Origin of the sequence: Azospirillum sp. 11R-A, assembly GCF_049472615.1 — a bacterium.
Classification (GTDB): Bacteria; Pseudomonadota; Alphaproteobacteria; order Azospirillales; family Azospirillaceae; genus Azospirillum; species Azospirillum palustre.
The window spans coordinates 132,920-152,975 of the sequence record NZ_JBCEBL010000013.1 but is presented as its reverse complement, the minus strand read 5'-3'; the positions used below and the strand labels follow the sequence as shown (position 1 = coordinate 152,975).

17 protein-coding genes are annotated in these 20,056 nt (G+C 66.6%); 9 read left to right on the top strand and 8 right to left on the bottom strand.

Going from position 1 to position 20,056, the window contains the following annotated elements:
- The first annotated feature begins 230 nt into the window (after positions 1-230).
- Positions 231-758, top strand: coding sequence for a formaldehyde-activating enzyme (gene fae, locus VH569_RS18885; protein WP_280177216.1), 528 nt, complete (start codon positions 231-233; stop codon positions 756-758).
- Between the two features lie 418 nt (positions 759-1,176).
- Positions 1,177-1,257, top strand: a complete 81-nt coding sequence (gene pqqA, locus VH569_RS18880; RefSeq protein ID WP_098736899.1) for a pyrroloquinoline quinone precursor peptide PqqA — start codon at positions 1,177-1,179, stop codon at positions 1,255-1,257.
- Positions 1,258-1,303: 46 nt separating this feature from the next.
- Here pqqA and VH569_RS18875 read toward each other — a convergent pair whose 3' ends face one another.
- Genes VH569_RS18875 through VH569_RS18865 form a run of 3 tightly spaced genes read right to left on the bottom strand, consistent with a single transcriptional unit; the run spans position 1,304 to position 4,157 of the window.
- Entirely contained in the window at positions 1,304-2,140 is an 837-nt protein-coding gene (locus VH569_RS18875; RefSeq protein WP_423316966.1) for a RibD family protein, read from the bottom strand.
- Positions 2,137-3,045, bottom strand: coding sequence for a RimK family alpha-L-glutamate ligase (locus VH569_RS18870; RefSeq protein ID WP_423316964.1), 909 nt, complete (start codon positions 3,043-3,045; stop codon positions 2,137-2,139). The genes VH569_RS18875 and VH569_RS18870 overlap by 4 nt, the downstream gene beginning before the upstream one ends.
- The gene (locus VH569_RS18865; protein ID WP_423316962.1) at positions 3,042-4,157 is read right to left on the bottom strand and encodes an ATP-grasp domain-containing protein; all 1,116 of its coding nucleotides are present in this window, start codon (positions 4,155-4,157) and stop codon (positions 3,042-3,044) included. Before VH569_RS18865 ends, VH569_RS18870 begins: the two co-directional genes overlap by 4 nt.
- A gap of 156 nt (positions 4,158-4,313) precedes the next feature.
- Here VH569_RS18865 and VH569_RS18860 point away from each other — a divergent pair, with 156 nt between their 5' ends.
- From VH569_RS18860 to VH569_RS18840, 5 genes are all read left to right on the top strand, one after another.
- Complete coding sequence (locus VH569_RS18860) at positions 4,314-5,102, top strand: ABC transporter ATP-binding protein (RefSeq protein ID WP_423316960.1); 789 nt, start codon at positions 4,314-4,316, stop codon at positions 5,100-5,102.
- Positions 5,099-5,914 (top strand): ABC transporter permease, encoded by an 816-nt coding sequence (locus VH569_RS18855; RefSeq protein ID WP_109047346.1) that lies wholly within the window; start codon positions 5,099-5,101, stop codon positions 5,912-5,914. Before VH569_RS18860 ends, VH569_RS18855 begins: the two co-directional genes overlap by 4 nt.
- 413 nt (positions 5,915-6,327) lie before the next feature.
- Entirely contained in the window at positions 6,328-8,163 is a 1,836-nt protein-coding gene (locus tag VH569_RS18850; protein WP_098736894.1) for a methanol/ethanol family PQQ-dependent dehydrogenase, read from the top strand.
- 100 nt (positions 8,164-8,263) lie between these two features.
- Entirely contained in the window at positions 8,264-8,866 is a 603-nt protein-coding gene (locus VH569_RS18845; protein WP_423316957.1) for a c-type cytochrome, read from the top strand.
- 7 nt (positions 8,867-8,873) lie between these two features.
- Positions 8,874-10,217, top strand: a complete 1,344-nt coding sequence (locus VH569_RS18840; RefSeq protein WP_423316956.1) for a quinoprotein dehydrogenase-associated putative ABC transporter substrate-binding protein — start codon at positions 8,874-8,876, stop codon at positions 10,215-10,217.
- A 9-nt stretch (positions 10,218-10,226) separates the two neighbouring features.
- Here VH569_RS18840 and VH569_RS18835 read toward each other — a convergent pair whose 3' ends face one another.
- Positions 10,227-10,865 carry a hypothetical protein gene (locus VH569_RS18835; RefSeq protein WP_423316954.1) on the bottom strand — a complete coding sequence of 213 codons (639 nt, stop codon included), beginning with the start codon at positions 10,863-10,865 and terminating at the stop codon, positions 10,227-10,229.
- A gap of 153 nt (positions 10,866-11,018) precedes the next feature.
- Between VH569_RS18835 and VH569_RS18830 the strand changes: the two genes are divergently transcribed.
- Together VH569_RS18830 and VH569_RS18825 are read left to right on the top strand one after the other, a co-directional pair.
- Positions 11,019-11,435, top strand: coding sequence for a DUF3280 domain-containing protein (locus tag VH569_RS18830; protein WP_423316953.1), 417 nt, complete (start codon positions 11,019-11,021; stop codon positions 11,433-11,435).
- A 24-nt stretch (positions 11,436-11,459) separates the two neighbouring features.
- Positions 11,460-11,903 carry a dihydroneopterin aldolase gene (locus tag VH569_RS18825; RefSeq protein ID WP_423316951.1) on the top strand — a complete coding sequence of 148 codons (444 nt, stop codon included), beginning with the start codon at positions 11,460-11,462 and terminating at the stop codon, positions 11,901-11,903.
- Positions 11,904-11,974: 71 nt separating this feature from the next.
- Here VH569_RS18825 and fdhF read toward each other — a convergent pair whose 3' ends face one another.
- From fdhF to tkt, 4 genes are all read right to left on the bottom strand, one after another.
- The gene (fdhF, locus tag VH569_RS18820; protein WP_423316949.1) at positions 11,975-14,746 is read right to left on the bottom strand and encodes a formate dehydrogenase subunit alpha; all 2,772 of its coding nucleotides are present in this window, start codon (positions 14,744-14,746) and stop codon (positions 11,975-11,977) included.
- Positions 14,747-14,756: 10 nt separating this feature from the next.
- The gene (locus tag VH569_RS18815) at positions 14,757-16,544 is read right to left on the bottom strand and encodes an NAD(P)H-dependent oxidoreductase subunit E (RefSeq protein ID WP_423316947.1); all 1,788 of its coding nucleotides are present in this window, start codon (positions 16,542-16,544) and stop codon (positions 14,757-14,759) included.
- A 335-nt stretch (positions 16,545-16,879) separates the two neighbouring features.
- The gene (gene fba / locus VH569_RS18810) at positions 16,880-17,971 is read right to left on the bottom strand and encodes a class II fructose-bisphosphate aldolase (RefSeq protein ID WP_423316946.1); all 1,092 of its coding nucleotides are present in this window, start codon (positions 17,969-17,971) and stop codon (positions 16,880-16,882) included.
- Positions 17,972-17,987: 16 nt separating this feature from the next.
- Entirely contained in the window at positions 17,988-20,054 is a 2,067-nt protein-coding gene (tkt, locus tag VH569_RS18805) for a transketolase (RefSeq protein WP_423316945.1), read from the bottom strand.
- Between the last annotated feature and the right edge of the window lie 2 nt (positions 20,055-20,056).

Sequence of the window (20,056 nt, the reverse complement as noted above, 5' to 3'; positions counted from 1 at the left end):
CCGGTCCTTATACGGTCAACGGGACGGCGGCAGTTGCGATTTCAAGTTACTCCGGACCTCTTTTGAGAGTTTGTTGGCAAAACAAACAAGATGCCATAATGCCCGCCGTGACCGACGCCATAGCCGCAGCTATCCAGCCATCGATGGTGCTGGAGCGGCCCGAACCGGCGTTTTCCGCATGACCTGCGGCGGTCCTCCAATGATTTCAAAATGCATGGGAGAAAGCGGCGATGGGCATGTGGCAGGGGTCATCCCCGAAAATCAATCGCGTGCTGGTGGGCGAATCTCTGGTCGGCGACGGCAACGAGGTCGCCCACATCGACCTGATCATGGGACCGCGCGGCAGTGCGGCAGAAACCGCCTTCTGCAACGCGCTGACCAACAACAAGGATGGCTTCACCAGCCTTCTGGCGGTCATCGCCCCCAACCTGCAATGCAAACCCTCCACCATCCTGTTCAACAAGGTGACGATCAAGGGGGCGGAACAGGCGGTGCAGATGTTCGGGCCGGCCCAGCATGGCGTCGCCAAGGCGGTCGCCGACTGCGTCGCCGCCGGCACCATCCCGCAGGATGAGATCGACAACATCTTCATCTGCGTCGGCGTCTTCATCCATTGGGAAGCCAAGGACAACGCCAAGATCCAGGACTACAACTACCGCGCCACCAAGGAGGCCATCGAGCGCGCGGTGTCCGGCTATCCGACCCTCAAGGATCTGCTGAACCAGAAGGATTCGGCCAAGCATCCCTTCGCCGCCTGACGCCGGGTCCGGTGGCGTCCTGCCGGATGGCGGTGTCCGGATCACCGTCATGGGGTACGCCACCGGCCGCATCCGGGCCAGCGCGATAGGACCGGATACCGTCCATGCGCCAAACATCTATTTACCCGCAAATCGAAGAGAACGACGCCTCCGGCCATCGTCGGGAAATTCATTTATATTTTTAACAAAAGATATTTATTTTGAACTCTCCGGCAAATCAGCGGGCGACGCATAGATTTTTTCTAATTCCAATAAGCAAATTCTCCAGAATTTTTGCTGCACCACAGCAAATCTGGCCCGAATTATCTCAGAACTATCCATTGGGATGATGGTCGACTTGCGGACGCACGGGTACAGTTTCCTAGTGGGCTCCCGCGGCAATGTTGCCTGATCGCCCATTCCAGCGGAGGATGCGGACATGAAGACTTGGCGCAAGCCGAAGATTGTCGAGATTTCGGTCGGCACCGAAATCAACGCCTACGCCTGCGCCGGTTTGTAACCGGCAAAGGCGATCCATTCCTCGAACATCCTTGCACGTCGTCAACTCAGGCCGGCAGCGGCTCGAAATGGACGAAGAACTGCCCCGCATCGTCCGGCGCGCCCACATCGTAGTGGAGCGCGCAGAGCCGCAGCCGGCCGGCATTACCCAGCTCCGGGCCCGACAGCATGGTGTGGAAACTCTCACCACCGAGCAGGCGATGCGCGGTGGTGAGGTAAAGCCGTGAAAGCACCCGATCGCGCAGCATGGTGTCGAGCATCCGCGGCCCCGTCAGCAGATAGATGCTGCGCAGCTCCCGGCTGCCGAGTTCGCGGACCAGGGTCCCGCCTTCCACCGACGCGCCGGCACCGGCGACCAGCACCTCATAGCCGGCGCGCAGCCAGTGCGCGACCCGCTCGGGCGGAGCCCCTGCACCGGTGGCGACAATCACGCGCTGACCATGCCTTGCGGGCGAGACCGGCATCGGGAAGTCCAGGCTGGCGCTGGCGATGACCACGGCAGGCTGGGGTAGAAGGCCGTTGTCCGCCCGCCACTGCGCCAGATCCCGCGTGGCCTGCTGTGTGCCGATTTGCAGAACGTCGTCCAACCGGCCCGCCGCAAGGTCGCGCAGGTAACCGCCATGGGTGACCAGACAGTCCGCCTGCGCCTGAAGTTCGAGGAACAGCCGGAAGTCGTTGCCGCTGACCAGCCCGGCCGGCAGCCGGCTTTCCCCGGTGGCGGGGTCGCGGAAGGCGATGCGCCCATCCAGGCTGCCGACAAAGCTGGCATAGACGAACGGTGCGCCGGCACTCCCCTGCTCATGAAGGCGGTGAGCGAGATAGGCGCCGGACAGTGCGATGTCCTCAGGCGCCCCGGGATAGAGACGCAGCAGGCGAGCAGTCATCGCGGTTCCCTCGATGAAACGGCATCGATCCGGCACAGGAAATCGGCGGCCAGCGCATCGGCGATATCGATCTTGCTGACCGATTGCAGGCCCTGCCAAGCCGGCATCGAATTGACCTCCAGCACCAGCCAGCGGTCGCCGTCGCCAGGATCGGCGATCAGATCGACACCGGCATAATCCGCCCCCACGGCAGCGGCGGCGCGCACTGCCAGATCGGCGGCGGTGCCGTCCGGGGCCACGGCCTCGCAGCGGGCGCCCTGATGCACATTGGTGATCCAACTGCGGCCATGGCGGATCATGGCGGCCACCGCATGCCCTCCCACGACGAAGACCCGGCAATCGCGCCACTCGCCCTCCCGGCGCGGCGGCACGAAAGATTGAAGGTAATAGACGCCGGCCACCGCCTCGGACTCCGGCACATCGTCTGGGGTGGACAGGCGGCGCAGGCCGCGTCCCTGAGCGCCGAACAGCGGCTTCAGCACGCAGTCCGGCGTGTTCTCCACCACGGCATGCGCCATATCGGCGGATTGAACGGCGACGGAGGGAGGCGTCGGCAGGCCGGACCGGGCCAGCAGGAAACTGGTGGCGCTCTTGTCCACACAGCGTTCGATGGCCCGGGCGGTGTTGTAGACGGGGACGCCCAACCGGTCGAGCGCGTGAAGCACCCCCAAGCGCAGCGTCACCTGTTCGAAGCTGCCCTGACCGATCACCCTCACGAAAGCACCGGACGGCAGGCTGTCGCCAAAGCCCGGCAGCAGAAGATCGGTCAGCGTCCGTCCGACGGCGAAGCCGCAGGCGCTCAACGAAACGCGCCGGCATTCGACACCGCGGCGCGCGAATGCCCGCTCCAGGCGTGCCGCATGCCAATCGGCTCCGTCGGTGAACAAGGCGACTGCGCCGCTCATGCCGCCTCCACCATGGTGGAGAGCCGGTACAGCGTCCGGGCGTACCGGCCGGCAAGGCGCCGGGCCTCCAGCAGGCCGTCTGCGTCGGCAAGCACGGTGCAAAGCGGCGCTCCGGCCGGGACATGCGCAGGCGTTTGCGGCCGGTCGGCTGTCCAGTCCGGCCAGCGCAGTCCCTCCGGCAAATGGACGGGAGCCGTGGCGTAGACGACCATGGCGGCGCGGCAGCCGGCAAGCGGCGGCAGTGCGGCCGGCAGTTGCCCGGCGCAGGCCGCCAGATGCAGGCCGAACAGGCTGGGCATCGGCGGACGGTCGAACAGGTCGAGCGTCGCTCCCGGTCGCGGGTTGATCTCCAGCAGGCACCATCCGGCGGACCCTACCAGGAAATCGGCGCTGTTCAGCCCGACCAGCCCAACCGCTTCGGTGATCGTTGCCGCCGCATCGATCATCGCCGCGCCCATCCCTCCGCAAGCCGGCAACGGGCCGACCGCCCCGCCGTAACGGTAGGGCTGCCTGGGTGCCGGCGCCACCCATTGCCGGCTGAAGCCCACCGGCAGGATGCGACGGCCGTCGGCCAGAAACAGCAGGGACACCGGACGCCCATCCACGCGGCGCTGGGCATAATGGCCGGCCGGCAGACGCGTGGAGGCCCGCCGGATGTGACCGCCACCGCTGGCGCCTGCGCGCTTCACCAGCCAGCCGTCGCGGTCCGGCAGTGATAGCGAGACCTCCGGATGCGGAATGCCGAGACGGGCGAGCAGGGCTGCGAAGGCGAGAGGATCCTTCACCTGCGCCACCGCTTCTGCGCGGTTGCCGACCACCGACCGGACGCGGGCAAGCGCCGCCAGAAGATCGGGTTGCTCCTCGAACCCCGCGCCATAGACCAGTGGCAGCCCGCGCAAATCGGGCAAGGCCAGCGCCCGCCGCAATGCGCCGGCGGAAATGCGCAGCCGGCGCGACGGCAGGTTCAAGCAGGGGCCTGCCATGGCAGCCGTATCCGCATCGGCGAACAGATCGATGGCGGCGACGCTGCGCCCGCCGCGGCAGGCGCTGGCCGACAGCGCCCGTGCCGACAGCGCAACCACGACGAATTCCGGAACTGCCGTCGGGGTCAAGCTCCCCCCCCTCGGAAAAGCATCTTGAACAATCGTTTGCAGTGCCAACAATCAGACGCGAACGATCTCTTTGCAATGACCCTTCCGAAGCATGGCGACCGCCGCCCACCGGATTTGACTCCGGCATCGAACAGGGTGTGTCCTGGGGAAGACAGGATGTACGAAGCCGCGATCCCTGCAGAGCCTCCGCCGATTCCTGCGATCCATGGCCCTCCCGCCCTGGCGGTGGAAGAGTTGAGCCACAATTTCGGCAAGCGCGTGGCGCTGGATCGCGTGTCCTTCGCCGTGGCGCCCGGCGGATTCACCATGCTGCTGGGCCTGAACGGGGCGGGAAAGACCACGCTGTTCTCGTTGATCACCCGGCTCTATTCCAACCGGACCGGTGCCATCCGCCTCTTCGGCTTCGACCTGCGGCGCCAGCCGACCCGCGCGTTGGAGCGGATCGGCGTGGTGTTCCAGCAGCCGACGCTCGACCTCGATCTCACCGTCCGGCAGAACCTGCACTATCACGGCGGCCTGCATGGAATGTCGCCCTCCGACTGCGAAGCCCGCGCGCGGGAGGAACTGGCGCGCATCGGCCTTGCCGACCGCGGCGACGACAAGGTCCGCGCCCTGTCCGGCGGTCAGCGAAGGCGGGTAGAGATTGCCCGTGCACTGCTGCACCGGCCGAGCCTGTTGCTGCTCGACGAGCCGACGGTCGGTCTGGATGCGGACTCGCGCCGCCACATTCTGACCCATGTCCGCGCGCTGTGCCGGGAGCAGGGGCTGGCGGTCCTGTGGGCCACCCATTTGATGGACGAGGCGACCGACGAGGATTCCGTCGCCGTGCTGCACCAGGGTCGGCTGCGCGCCTCCGGCACGGTGCGGAGGGTCTGCGCCGAGACCGCCACCGCCGCCCTGCCCGCCGCCTTCGCCGCCCTGACCACGGGGGAGCACCGTCCATGAGCGCCGCAACCTACTGGTACTGCCTGCGCAGCATCATCGTGCGCGAAGGCCTGCGTTTCCTGCACCAGCGCGAGCGCTTCTTCGCCGCCCTGGTCCGGCCGCTGGTCTGGCTGGCGATCTTCGCCGTCGGCTTCCGGGCCGTGCTGGGCGTGTCGATCATCCCGCCTTACGAAACCTACATCCTCTACGACGAGTATGTGGTTCCGGGGCTGGTCGCGATGATCCAGCTGTTCAACGGCATGCAGAACTCACTGTCGATGGTCTATGACCGTGAGATGGGCAGCATGCGAACGTTGCTGGTCAGTCCCCTGCCGCGCTGGTATCTGCTGGTCGCCAAGCTGCTGGCGGGTGTCGCGGTGTCGATTGCCCAGGTTTATGTGTTTCTCGGCATCGCATGGCTGTGGGGGGTGGAGCCGCCGCCGCTGGGCTATCTCGCAGCCCTACCGGCGCTGCTGCTCAGCGGGCTGATGCTGGGGGCGCTCGGCCTGCTGCTGTCGTCCTTCGTCCGGCAACTGGAGAATTTCGCCGGGGTGATGAACTTCGTGATCTTTCCGATGTTCTTCGCCTCCTCCGCCCTCTATCCGCTCTGGCGGATCAGGGAGGGCAGCCCGGCACTCTACCAGATCGCCGCCTGGAACCCTTTCACCCAGGCGGTGGAACTGATCCGCTTCAGCCTGTATCTCCGAGTCGATGTCGCCGCGCTGCTGTGGGTCACCGGCTGTCTCGCCCTGTTCCTGGGTGCGGCGGTTCTGGCCTACGATCCGGGGCGTGGTTTCTGGGCGCGGCGGGGTGGTCCGGCCGAACAGGCCTGATATCGGGAGCGTCAGATTCGGTGTTAGCGATCTTACGGATTAACTCTTCAGTCTCTCCCTACCCGTTATTCCGCCTCTTTCGAAAACTTTCGAACGGTGGCGGAAAATAATCTTCACAGCCTATCTTTATTTGATCAAACTGATTGTCAGTATCGCCAACAGAGTGCGGGGCAGTTTAGAACCCCGCCAACAGTCGTGTCCCGTCATTTAGGACCGGCACGCCTGCGATGCCAAAACAGTTCGAAATCTGAGCGCCGGTAACCGAACCGCCCGACGTCTCTCAGTTCGACGTCACGTGTCCATCGTCGAGGGAGAACGCCCTCTCTGTAGATCGCCTTTCACGGAAGCCGCCGCCTGCCGCCGCACGAGTTTCTGGGACCACGGACGACCGCCGAAAAAACGGGAGGAAACACATGAACCCCTTTGTGCGCTGTCTGCTCGTCACCGCCGCGATCCAGGCGGCCACCGCCGCCATACCCACTGGTGCCTTCGCCAACGACGACATTCTGAAGAACCAGAAGGACCCGTCCAACTGGGCATTGCAGCTTGGAAATTATGCCGGCCAGCGTTACAGCACGCTCGACCAGATCACCCGCGACAACGTGAAGAACCTGCGCCCGGTGTGGCAGTTCTCCACCGGCGTGCTTCGCGGCCACGAAGGCGGTCCCATCGTGGTGGGCGACACGATGTACATCTCGACGCCCTTCCCCAACAACGTCTATGCGCTCGATCTCAATGACAACGGCCGCATCAAGTGGAAGTATGAGCCGAGACAGGATTCGTCCGTCATCCCCGTGATGTGCTGCGACACCGTCACCCGCGGTGTGGCGGTCGCCGGCAACAAGCTGTTCCTGGGTCAGGCCGACAACACGCTGGTGGCGCTGGACACCGAAACCGGCAAGGTGCTGTGGTCGGCCAAGAACGGCGACGCCAGCAAGGGCGAGACGCTGACCGCCGCCCCGCTGGTGGTGAAGGACAAGGTCTATGTCGGCATCAGCGGCGGCGAGTTCGGCGTGCGCGGCCATCTGACCGCTTACGACATCAACTCCGGCAAGATGGTGTGGCGGGCCTATTCGACCGGTCCCGACAAGGACGTGATGATCGACCCGCAGAAGACGATGATGCTCGGCAAGCCGATCGGCGAGCCCGACCTCGGCATCAAGACCTGGCCGGCCGACCAGTGGAAGATCGGCGGCGGCACCACCTGGGGCTGGTACACCTACGATCCCGAACTGAACCTGATCTATTACGGCACCGGCAACCCGGGCACCTGGAACCCGGCGCAGCGCGCAGTCGACAAGGACCGGGCCAAGAGCGACAACAAATGGTCGATGACCATCTTCGCCCGCGATGCCGACACCGGACAGGCGAAATGGGTGTTCCAGAAGACGCCCTTCGACGAATGGGATTATGACGGCGTCAACGAGAACATCCTGGCCGACGTCACCATCGGCGGGGGCAAACGCAAGGCGCTGATCAATTTCGACCGCAACGGCTTCGCCTATACCATCGACCGCACCAACGGCGAGCTGCTGGTCGCTCAGAAATACGATCCGTCCGTCAACTGGGCGAGCGAGATCGACATGAAGACCGGCCGGCCGAAGGTGAACGACAAGTACAGCACCTTCGCCCAGGGCGAGGATCACAACACCACCGGCGTCTGCCCGGCGGCGCTGGGCTCCAAGGACCAGCAGCCGGCCAGCTACTCGCCCGACAGCGGCCTGATCTATGTGCCGACCAACCACATCTGCATGGATTACGAGCCGTTCAAGGTGGAGTATTCCGCCGGCCAGCCCTATGTCGGCGCGACGCTCAGCATGTATCCTGCGCCCGATTCCCATGGCGGCATGGGCAACTTCATCGCCTGGGATCCGTCCGCCGGCAAGATCGTCTGGTCGAAGCCCGAACGTTTCGCGGTGTGGAGCGGCGCCCTGTCGACCAAGGGCGGCGTCGGCTTCTACGGGACGCTGGAAGGCTATCTGAAGGCGTTCGACCTGAAGGACGGCAAGGACCTCTACAACTTCAAGACCTCGTCCGGCATCATCGGCAACGTCAACACCTACATGCACAAGGGCAAGCAATACATCGCCGTGCTGTCGGGTGTCGGCGGCTGGGCCGGCATCGGGCTGGCCGCCGGTCTGACCGGCGAACAGGAAGGGCTGGGCGCCGTCGGCGCGCACAAGGCGCTGGGCGAATACACCCAGCTGGGCGGCACGCTGACCGTCTTCGCCTTGCCGGACACTCAGTAACGAACAAGCGGGCGCCGGCTCCCAAGGCTGGAGACCGGCGCCCGCATAATTTCAAGGCTGATGGCGCCTACGCATGAAGGCAGTGGGGAGAGAAAGCAAGATGCCCAAATACCTGATCGGGCTGTGCGCCGCCGTCGGGTTCACCGCAACCGTGACCCTCGGCACCGCATTCGGCCAGCAGGATGCAGCACAGAAACCGGAGCAGAGCCCAACACCGCCGAACCAGACGCAAACCGCTCAAACTCCGGCTACGCAAAGCCCAACCGCCCAGGCTCCGACCACCCAGGCGCCATCCGGCGGAAACGCCGCGCAGGAGGCGAAGGTCGCCGACCCGGAGGAACTGGTGGACGATCAGGGCGTGCCGCTCTACGCCGTGCGGGACGGCAAGGTGGACCAGGGGACCTACAACGGATATCGGCGCTATGCCTCGTCCTGCCATGTCTGTCACGGGCCGGACGGGCTCGGTTCGTCCTTCGCGCCGGCGCTGGCCGATTCACTGAAGCGGATAGACTATTGGCAATTCACCGACGTGGTGACCAACGGCCGCAAGAACATGGGCGCCACCGGCGACAAGGTGATGCCGACCTTCGGGTCCGATCCCAACGTGATGCTCAACCTCGCCGACATCTACCGCTATCTGAAGGCGCGCTCGGACGATAAGATCGGCCGTGGACGGCCCGAGCGGTTCAAAGCGCCGTCGTGAGTCCGGCATGACCCGCCGACTCTCCTGTTCCAGGCGTGTCCAGTACCTGGCCGTCGCGCTCTGCGCGGCGGCTGCGTCCATTGGCCAGCCTGCCAGTGCGGCAGAGGGCATCCCCACCGAGGTGCTGCGCGTCTGCGCCGATGCCAGCCTGCTTCCCTTCTCCAACGATCGCCGCGAGGGGTTCGAGAACCGGATCGCCCAGCTGATCGCCGACGATCTGAAGGTGCCGTTGGCCTTCACATGGTGGCCGCAGACCATCGGCTTCGTCCGCAACACGCTGCGCACCCGTCAATGCGATCTGGTGATGGGCACCGCAGTCGGCGAAGAGCTGATGCAGAACACCAATCCCTATTATCGGTCGACCTATGCGCTGATCTATCGGAAGGATTCCGGAATCACGGCGAAGACGCTGGCCGATCCGTCGCTGCAGGGTGCACGCATCGGCGTCGTCGCCCGCACGCCGCCTTCTGCGGTGATGCTGCGCCATGGGTTGATCAAGATGGAGCCCTACCAGCTCGACACCGACACGCGCGCCCACCATCCGGCCCAGCAGGCGGTGGAGGACGTGGCGGCGGCACGCACCGATGCCGCCATCGTCTGGGGGCCGATTGCCGGCTATTTCGCCGCCCGGCAACAGGTGCCGCTGGCGGTCGTGCCGCTGATGGACGAACCGGGGGCTTCGCCCTTTCAGTACATGATCTCCATGGGGCTCCGTCCGGACGAGCCGGACTGGCGGCACTGGCTGAACGACTTCATCGTCCGCCGTCAGGGCGACATCGACCGCATCCTCGCCGAATACCATGTCCCGCTGGTCAATGCCGACGGAACCATCCGGGCAGAGATGGCGGAACCGGACGGCTATCGCATGGCCGATTACCGCTCCCCCACCCCACCCGGCCTGCGTGGCGCCGAAACGGTGGGAGCGGCGGAGGTGGAGCGGCTGGCGAAGGCCGGTGCCGTCCTGATCGACGTGCTGCCGACGCCACCGAAACCTGCGGGTCTGACGGCGGACAGCCGTTGGGTGCCGCCACCGCATCGCAGCCTTCCCGGCGCCCATTGGCTGCCGAATGTCGGCTACGGTGCGCCATCGGACGAACAGGAGGCCTATCTCCGCACCGGCTTAGAGGCCCTGACCGCGGGTGACCGCAGGCGTCCGCTGGTGGTGTTCTGCCAGCCCGACTGCTGGATGAGCTGGAATGCGGCCAAGCGCGCGGTCGCCCTGGGCTATCAGTCGGTCAAGTGGTTCCCGGCCGGCACCGAAGGCTGGACGGCGGCGGGGCACGAGCTGGTCACGGTCGAACCGGAGCCGAACCCCGCATCCTCAAGCCCTGCATCGAAGGTTGCGAACTGAGTGTTCCGCTCAGGACAGCAACGCCGTCAGCATCCGGGCGATCTGACCAAGCCGCTGCTCGATCCGTGCCGGCTGCTCGCACACGGCGGTCTGCGACCGGCGGCGGTCGTCGAGAATGCGGCGGTCCCAGGCGATGGCATCCTTGATCTCCTTCGCGCGGGCCGCGTCGCCCGATGCGGCGTCGAGATCGCGCAGGCTGGCGGCGATGCGGTCGCGCAGGGCACGCTGGTGCTGGGCGTACCGCTCGATGGAGGCGATGGCGGCGGTGCGCTGACGATCCAGCGTCTGGAAGGTTCCGGCGAACACCAGGGCGAGCCTGCGATCGTGCTCCTGTTCCGCGTCCTGCTTGACCGGCCCCGCCAGCGCTTCGGCCTGCGGTTCCAGCGTCGCGGGATCGATACTGTCGTCGGCGGCGCGCCGGACCAGGGCGGCGACCGCGGGGTCTCGTTGCCACTCGTCCATCAGGCCGTCGAGGGACGGGCCATCCCAGACCGAAGCCGGGGACAAGCTGGGAACGAGGATTTGCTGGCAGGGCCAGTCGGGGTTCTTCGGGTCCTGCGCAATGGCAGCGGCGGGCAATCCGGCGCCCGCGGCGATGGCCAGAGCCGCGGCGAAGGCGGGTCCGAGGACGGAGGAATATCGTTGCATAGCAGGAATGATGGCTCCGCAAACGATCCGGCGCAATCGGAACCGCTGCGCAAAAGGAGAAGCCCGATGGATCATGTGGGGAGGTGGGCCGCAGCCGCTATCATCGCTGTTGCGACGGTCGCTTTGCCGGTACCGGCATCGGCGCGGACGCTGGTGTTGGACCTCGAACTGGAGGACAGCAGCGGCGAAGCCCCATCCGTGGAGCATGCGGAGCGGCTGAAACGGGTCAGCGCGGAGTTGCGCCATGCCCTCGATGCCAAGGGGTATGACGTGATCGGCGATGCGGCCACCGCCGGACTGGTGCCGCCGGGAACGGCGATCCGATCCTGCAACGGCTGCGAGCGCGACATCGCACGGGCGGCCGGGGCCGATCTGGTCGTCTTCGGCATCGTCCGCAAGGTCAGCAGCCTGATCCTGTGGATCGGCGTGGTCGTCGAGGATGTCGGCACCGGCCAAGCGGTGACAACGGCGCGCGGCGACATCCGCGGCGACACCGAGACCGCATGGTCGCGCGGCGTCGGCTGGCTGGTCGATCATCGGCTGGCAGAGCATGCGCCGCAAAAGCGGTAAGCGGGCGGCGGGGAGGATCGAGGAATGCCGGACGAATCACAAAGCGGCTACAGCAGCATCATGAACGTCCTGCGACCGCCGCCACCGCGCACGGCGGCCCTGATGCGCCGCTACGATCTGGTGCTGCACGACTATGTCGGCGATTTCCGCATCGGCGTCTGGGACCATGAGAAGGTCCGGACCCAGCGCGTGCGGGTCAGCCTGACCGTCACGGTGGAGGTGCCGAACCGGCCCTTCGTCGACGATCTCGACGCCGTCGTCTCCTACGAATACCTGATCAAGGGCGTCGAAGCCTTCATGCAAAGCCCGCACATCCAACTGCTGGAGGTGCTGGCGGAGAAACTGCTGGCGCTGTGCCTGTCGCCGCCGCAGGCGGTCTTCGCCCGGGTGCAGGTGGAAAAGCTGGAGATCGTCCCGCAGGCCGCCGGGGTGGGCGTGGTGCTGACCGGCGCACGGGAGCCGTCGTAACGGTAGCAAAGCCAGCCGTGGGGCCGCAGGCGGCGGCGCGCACGCCGCCTGCGGGACCGGTTTCAACCTCGCTACTCCGCCGCCTCGGCCATCTGCGCCTTCTCGATCTTGATCGCGCAGTATTTGAACTCCGGGATCTTGCCGAAAGGATCGAGCTGCGGGTTGGTCAGCACATTCGCCGCCGCTTCCGCGTAGGCGAAGGGGATGAAGACCAGCCCCACCGGCATGCGGTCGTCGATGCGCGCTTTCAGGCGGATCGTGCCGCGACGGCTCGACACCAGCATGTAGTCGCCGGTTCTCATCCCGGCGCGGGTGAGGTCATGCGGGGAGACATAGGCCACTGCCTCCGGCTCCACCGCATCCAGCACGCTCGACCGGCGGGTCATCGACCCGGTGTGCCAATGCTCCAGCTGGCGGCCGGTGGTGAGGACCAGCGGATAGTCGAGGTCCGGCGTCTCCGCCGGGTTGATCGGCCGCGCCGGCACGAAGCGCCCGCGGCCCGTCTTCGTCGGAAAGCCGTTGCCGAAGACGATGTCGTGGCCCGGCTGGTCCGGACTGTCGACCGGATAGGTGACGGAGCCTTCGCGCTCCACCCGCTCCCAGCTGATGTTGGCGAGCGACGGCATGGCACCGACCATCTCGGTGAACACCTCCGACACGTGGGTATAGTTCCAGTTGAGGCCCAGCCCGCGCGCCATGTCCTGGATGATCCACAGATCCTGGCGCGCCTCGCCCGGCAGCGGCACCGCGGCACGGCCCATCTGGACCTGACGGTTGGTGTTGATGACGGTGCCGTCCTTCTCCGGCCAGGCCGAGGCCGGCAGCACCACGTCGGCGTATTTGGCCGTCTCGGTCAGGAAGATGTCCTGCACCACCAGATGGTCGAGCATCGCCAGCGCCTCGCGGGCGTGGGTCACATCCGGATCGGACATCGCCGGATTCTCGCCCTCGATGTAGAGGCCGTTGATCCGGCCGTCATGGATGGCGTCCATGATCTCGACCACCGTCAGGCCACGCTTGCCGTCCAGCTTGGTGCCCCAGTAATTTTCATAGAAGGACTGGACCTCCGGATCCTCGACCGACTTGTAGTCGGGGTAGAACATCGGGATCAGGCCGGCGTCGGACGCGCCCTGGACGTTGTTCTGGCCGCGCAGCGGATGCAGGCCGGTGCCGGGGCGGCCGATCTGGCCGGTGACCAGCGACAGCGCGATCAGGCAGCGGCTGTTGTCGGTGCCGTGGATGTGCTGCGACACGCCCATGCCCCAGAAGATGATCGACGCCTTGGACCGTGCGAACAGCCGGGCCACCGTGCGCAAGGTGGCCGCGGGAATGCCGCAGACCTTCTCCATTTCCTCCGGCGGGTAATCCTTCACCGTTTCGGCCAGCGCCTCGAAATCCTCGGTGTTGGCCTGGACGTATTGGCGGTCGTACAGCCCCTCCGCGATGATGGTGTGGAGGATGGCGTTCAGCATCGACACGTCGCGGCCCGGCGTGAACTGCAGCATGTGCGTGGCGTGGCGCGCCATGGCGAGACCGCGCGGGTCCATGACGATCAGCTTGGCGCCACGTTCCGCCGCGTTCTTGAAGAAGGTGGCGGCGACGGGATGGTTCTCCGTCGGGTTGGCGCCGATGATGACAATGACCTCGGCATCCTCCGCCGCCATGAAGGGCGCCGACACCGCCCCCGACCCGACACCCTCGATCAATGCCGCGACCGACGAGGCATGGCAGAGCCGGGTGCAGTGATCGACGTTGTTGGTGCCGAAGCCGGTGCGGACCAGCTTCTGGAAGAGATAGGCCTCCTCGTTCGACCCCTTGGCCGATCCGAAGCCGGCCAGCGCGTTGCCGCCGCGCTCGTCGCGGATCTTGCGCAGGCCGCCGGCGGCCACCGCCAGCGCCTCGTCCCAGCTCGCTTCGCGGAAATGGGTGAAGGGGTTCATCGGGTCGATGTCGACGTCGTGCTTCGACACGCCCTCCTTGCGGATCAGCGGCACGGTCAGCCGGTCGCCGTGATGGGCGTAATCGAAGCCGAAGCGGCCCTTCACGCACAGGCGATTCTGGTTCGACGGACCGTCCTTGCCGTCGACGGCGACGATCTTGTTGTCTTTGATCTTATAGGTCAGCTGGCAGCCGACACCGCAGTATGGGCAGACGGAGTCGACTTCACGGTCGGGTGCGTTGGCGTAGACGCCCTTCTCGTCCACCAGAGTCGCCGGCATCAGCGCACCGGTCGGGCAGGCCTGCACGCACTCGCCGCAGGCGACGCAGGTGGATTGTCCCATCGGGTCGTCGAAATCGAAGACGATCTTTTCCAGATGCCCACGCGCCGCCATGCCGATGACGTCGTTGACCTGCACCTCGCGGCAGGCGCGGACGCACAGGTTGCAGTGGATGCAGGCATCGAGCTGGACCGCCATCGCCGGATGCGACATGTCGTCGGTCTTGGTCGGCCGGTCCACGGCGGGAAAGCGGCTGCCGGCGATCTCGACCTTGTCGGCCCAGTTCCAGAAGGTGGAGTTGGGGTCGTGCGCGCTCTCCCGCTCCGGCTGGTCGGCCAGCAGCAGTTCGAAGACCAGCTTGCGCGACGCCTTGGCCCGCTCCGACGCGGTGCGCACCGTCATGCCGGGCTTGGGCTTGCGGATGCAGGAGGCGGCGAGCACGCGCTCCCCCTCGATCTCGACCATGCAGGCGCGGCAGTTGCCGTCCGGGCGGTATCCCGGTTCCGGCCGATGGCAGAGATGCGGGATCTCGGTACCGAGCCGGGTGGCGACCTGCCAGATCGTCTCGCCGTTGCGCGCCTCGACCTCGGTGCCGTCCAGGGTGAACGTGATGCCGTTGGACATGTCGGTCTCCTTACCCCTGCGATCCGGTTGCGCCCTGGGCGGCACCCTGGGCCCTGCCCTGGCGCGACACGAAGTCGTCGCGGAAATGCTTCATCACCAGCTTGATCGGATTCATCGCCGCCTGGCCCAGGCCGCAGATCGAGGCGTCGCCCATCACAGTGGCGAGGGCCGCCAGCAACTCCTCGTCCCATTCCGGCTCGCCGATCAGGCGCACCGCTTTCTCGGTGCCGACCCGACAGGGCGTGCATTGGCCGCAGCTCTCGTCCTCGAAGAATTTCAGCAGGTTGAGCGCCACGTCGCGCATGTTGTCCTTGTCGGACAGCACGACGACGGCGGCCGAACCGATGAAGGACCCGTGTGCCTCCAGCGTCCCGAAATCGAGCGGAATGTTCGCCATCGCTGCCGGCAGGATGCCGCCCGACGGACCGCCGGGCAGGTAGCCCTTCAGCGTGTGGCCGTCGGCCATGCCGCCGCAATACTGGTCGATCAGCTCCTGCAGGGTGATACCGGCCGGGGCCAGCTTGACCCCCGGATCCTTGACCCGACCGGAGACCGAGAAGGTGCGCAGCCCCTTGCGGCCGTTCAGGCCATGGCTGGCGAACCACGCTCCGCCCTTCTCCAGGATTTCGCGGACCCAGAACACCGTCTCGATGTTGTTGATCAGCGTCGGGCGGCCGAACAGGCCGACCACCGATGGGAAAGGCGGCTTGTGCCGGGGCAGCCCGCGCTTGCCTTCGATGCTTTCCAGCATCGCCGACTCTTCGCCGCAGATGTAGGCGCCGGCACCGCGGCGGAGATGGATGCGGGTGTGGCGGGCGAAGCCGGCGGCCTCGACCTTCGGGATTTCGCGCAGCAGGATTTCCCGGCATTGCGGGTATTCGTCGCGCAGGTAGATGTAGACGTCGGTCGCCTCAACCGTCCAGGCGCCGATCAGCATCCCTTCCAGGAAGCGATGCGGGTCGCGCTCCAGATGGAATCGGTCCTTGAAGGTGCCGGGCTCGCCCTCGTCGCCGTTGATCGCCATCATGCGCGGCCCCGGCTCCGCCCGGACATAGCGCCATTTCAGGCCGGTGGGGAAACCGGCACCGCCCAGGCCGCGGATGCTGGAATCCTCCAGCCCCTTCAGCACGGCATCGACGTCGCGTGCGCCGTTCAGGCATTCGGCCAGCATCTTGTAGCCGCCGCCGCGGATGTAGTCGTCGAAGCCCAGATAGTCGGGAATGTCGGGGTGGACATGGCCATGGGCCACGGCGTCGAGCACGCTCTCGACCGTCGCGTTCTCATGCGGGGCATGGCCGATCGCCACGACGGGGGCGTTGTTGCAGCCGCCCATGCAGGGCGCACGCACGACGCGGACATCACGCTCGTCGACGCCGGCCTTCAGCGCCTCGTGCAACTGTTCGGCTCCGGCCAGCGCACAGCTCAGCGAGTCGCACACACGAATGGTCAGCTTCGGCGGAGCCGGCTCTCCGTCCATCACGATGTCGAAATGGGCGTAGAAGGATGCCACTTCGAACACCTCGACCAGGGCCAGCTTCATCTCCTTCGCCAAGGCGGCGAGATGGCGGGCATGCAGGCAGCCGTAATGGTCCTGAAGCAGGTGGAGATGCTCGATCAACAGATCCGGCTGTCGGGAACGGTCGCCGAGAAGCGCCCGTATCTCGTCAAGGCTGAGGGGATCGACCTGACGACCCTTCTGCTGGTCGCGCGTCTTGCGGCGGCCGGAGCCGGGATGGATGCTGCGGGCGGGAACGCCGCCGGGCGGCGTCGCACTGATGATCGGAGGGAATGCGGTCACGACGGTTCTGGCCTCTGCTGGGTGGTTCGCGCTTCTGGTTGTCGCGATCCCAAGTTCCTGGCGTTTCGTATACCAGATGCCAAGTTAACCGATATCTTGCTGAATGTCAGCACTCTAAATCATTAATGGCCTCAGCCGGATGGGAATGTCGGATGACTGTTGGCATAAGTCGATATTGCTGCGGACAACGACCTCAAGTGCGTCCGGAAGCTCGATAAGACGGTGGATCGGGGAGCGCAGCATGGTATTGCCGATGCAAGACGCCCCCAACCGCCGAGCGGGCGGTTGAGGGCGTGACCGAGACGCGAAGCACTGACAATCAGCGCCGCACTCCGTCAGTGCGACGCCATCACCGTCGGCGACCGCCGCTCCATCGCCGCGAACTCCAGTGCCGCGGAGCGGGCGGCCATGCGCTCCAGTGGAAGCGGAACGATCCGCTCCGCATGTCCGGCGGATCCGAAGGCTTCGAACCGTTCGCGGCAGAGGCTGCGGGCGGCCCTGGTGGCCTCGGCCAGGAACCGGCGCGGGTCGAATTCCTCCGGTCGCGTCATCAACGCGCGACGCAGGCTGCCGCTCATGGCGAGGCGGATGTCGGTGTCGATGTTGACCTTGCGCACACCGTTCCGGATGCCCTCGCGGATTTCCTCCACCGGGACGCCGTAGGTCTCGCGGATGCAACCGCCATGGGCGCGGATGATCTCCAGCCACTCCTGCGGCACGCTGGAGGACCCGTGCATCACCAGATGGGTGTCGGGGATGCGCTCATGGATGGCGCGGATACGGCCGATCGCCAGCACCTCGCCATCCGGGCGGCGGCTGAACTTGTAGGCGCCGTGGCTGGTGCCGATGGCGATGGCGAGCGCGTCCACGCCTGTGCGTGCCACGAAATCGGCCGCCTGCTCCGGATCGGTCAGGAGCTGGTCGCGCGACAGCGTGCCGGCGGCGCCGGAACCGTCCTCCTCCCCCGCCTTGCCGGTCTCCAGCGAACCGAGGCAGCCCAGTTCGCCCTCCACCGAAACGCCGACGGCGTGCGCCTGCTCCACCACCTGCCGGGTAACGCGGATGTTGTAGTCGTAACCGGCCGGTGTCTTCATGTCGTCCAGCAGCGACCCGTCCATCATCACGCTGGTGAAGCCGGAACGGATGGCCTGCTGGCAGACCGCCGGGCTGGCGCCATGGTCCTGATGCAGGCAGACGGGAATGTGCGGCCACATCTCCGCCGCCGCCTGGACCATATGGCGCAGGAACGGCTCGCCGGCATATTTGCGCGCTCCGGCTGACGCCTGGAGGATCACCGGGCTGGCGCAATCGTCCGCCGCCTGCATGATCGCCTGAATCTGTTCCATGTTGTTGATGTTGAAGGCCGGCACGCCATAGCCATGCTGGGCCGCATGGTCGAGGAGCTGCCGAAGGGAGATCAGGGCCATCGGGGAGGTCTCCGGTTCAGGACAGGGGGACGCAAAGGCTTTGGGCGCGGTCCGCCACCGCGTCGGCCGTGATGCCGAAATGGCGGTAGAGGTCTGCGGCGGGAGCGGACTCGCCGTAACGGTCGAGGCCCACCACATCGCCGGCAAGCCCGACGGTGGCGCGCCACAGCCCGGTTGCCCCGGCCTCCACCGCCAGCCGGGGAATGCCGTCGGGCAGTACGGCACGGCGCCATGACGGATCCTGCCGGTCGAACACCTCGCAGCAGGGCATGGAAACGACGCGAGCGGCGATGTCCCGGTCTGCGAGCAGCAGCCGAGCCTCCATGGCGATGGATACCTCCGATCCGGTGGCGATCAACACCACATCGGGCCGCCCATCGTCGGCCAGCACATAGCCGCCATGGGCCGCGTCATTGGCGCGTTCAGTGCCGGCGCGCCCTGTTCCTTGGGCCGGCAGGCTCTGTCGCGACAACAGCAGCGCGGTCGGCCCGCCCGACCGCTCCACCGCAGCGCGCCAGGCGACGGCGGTCTCCAGGGCATCGCACGGGCGCCAGACGTCGAGGTTCGGGATCAGACGCAGGCTCGCGGCATGCTCGACCGGCTGATGCGTCGGACCGTCCTCGCCCAAGCCGATGCCGTCATGGGTGAAGACGTGGACCACGCGCAGTCCCATCAGCGCCGATAGGCGCAGGCCGTTGCGGGCATAGTCGGAAAAGGCCAGGAAGGTGCCGCCGAAGGGCAGAAAGCCGGCATGCAGCGCCATGCCGTTCATCACCGCGGCCATCGCGAATTCCCGCACGCCGTAATGAAGGTGGCGCCCGCCACTCCCCCGCCAGTCGGTGAGGGTGGAGCCGGTCAGATCCGCCGATCCGCCCAGCAACTCCGGCAGCAGGCCTGCCAGCGCACCGATCGCCTGTTGTGACGCCTTGCGCGTCGCCATCGCCTCCGCCTGGGCGGCGACGGCGCCAATCCAGGCATCGGCCGAACTGGCGAAGCTCTCCGGCAGGTCGCCGCGCATCCGCCGCAGGAACTCAGCCGCGGCCTGCGGGTGGGCGTCGGCATAGGCGTCGAACCGGGCCTGCCAGCCGGCCTGTGCCGCCGCACCGCGCCGCCGGGCGTCCCAACCGGCGTACACCTCCTCCGCAATCTCGAAGGGCGGGGCGGTCCATCCGAGCGCGGCCCTGGTCGCGGCAACCTCCGCCGAGCCCAGCGGTGCGCCATGCGCTTCGGCCGAACCGGCCCGGTTGGGGGAGCCGTGGCCGATCACCGTCCTGCAGCAGATCAGCGTCGGCTCGCCGCAGGGGGTCAGCGCCTCGTCGATGGCAGCGTCCAGCGCGTAGGCGTCGTGGCCATCGACCTGTCGGATCACCCGCCAGCCATAGGCCTCGAACCGTTGCGGTGTGTCGTCGGTGAACCAGCCGGCGACGGGACCATCGATGGAAATGCCGTTGTCGTCATAGAAGACCACCAGCTTTTCCAAACCCAGCGTGCCGGCCAGCGAGCAGGCCTCGTGGCTGATCCCCTCCATCAGGCAACCGTCGCCGACGAAGCAGAAGGTCCGGTGATCGACGATCCGGTGCCCCGGCCTGTTGAACTCCGCCCCCAGCAGCCGTTCGGCAAGTGCCATGCCGATGGCATTGGCGAGGCCCTGCCCCAGCGGTCCGGTGGTCGTCTCCACCCCCGGCGTCACGCCATATTCCGGATGGCCCGGCGTGCGGGAACCGAGCTGCCGGAAGCGCCGCAGTTCCTCCATCGGCAGGTCGTAGCCGGTCAGGTGCAGCAGGGCGTAGAGCAGCATGGAGCCGTGCCCGTTCGACAGCACGAAGCGGTCGCGGTCAGGCCAGCCGGGGTCGGTCGGATTGTGGCGCAGATGGCGCCGCCACAGCGCCTCGGCGATGTCGGCCATCCCCATCGGCATGCCGGGATGGCCGGAATTCGCGGCCTCCACGGCATCGATGGCGAGCATGCGCAATGCGTTCGCCAACAGGCGGCGTCCAGAGCCGCGGCCGGGAGTATCGTCGGGCAACTCAGTCGGCGAAACGGCAAGCCGGTCCTGTTCGCGGACCTCAATGGCCGCGGTCATCG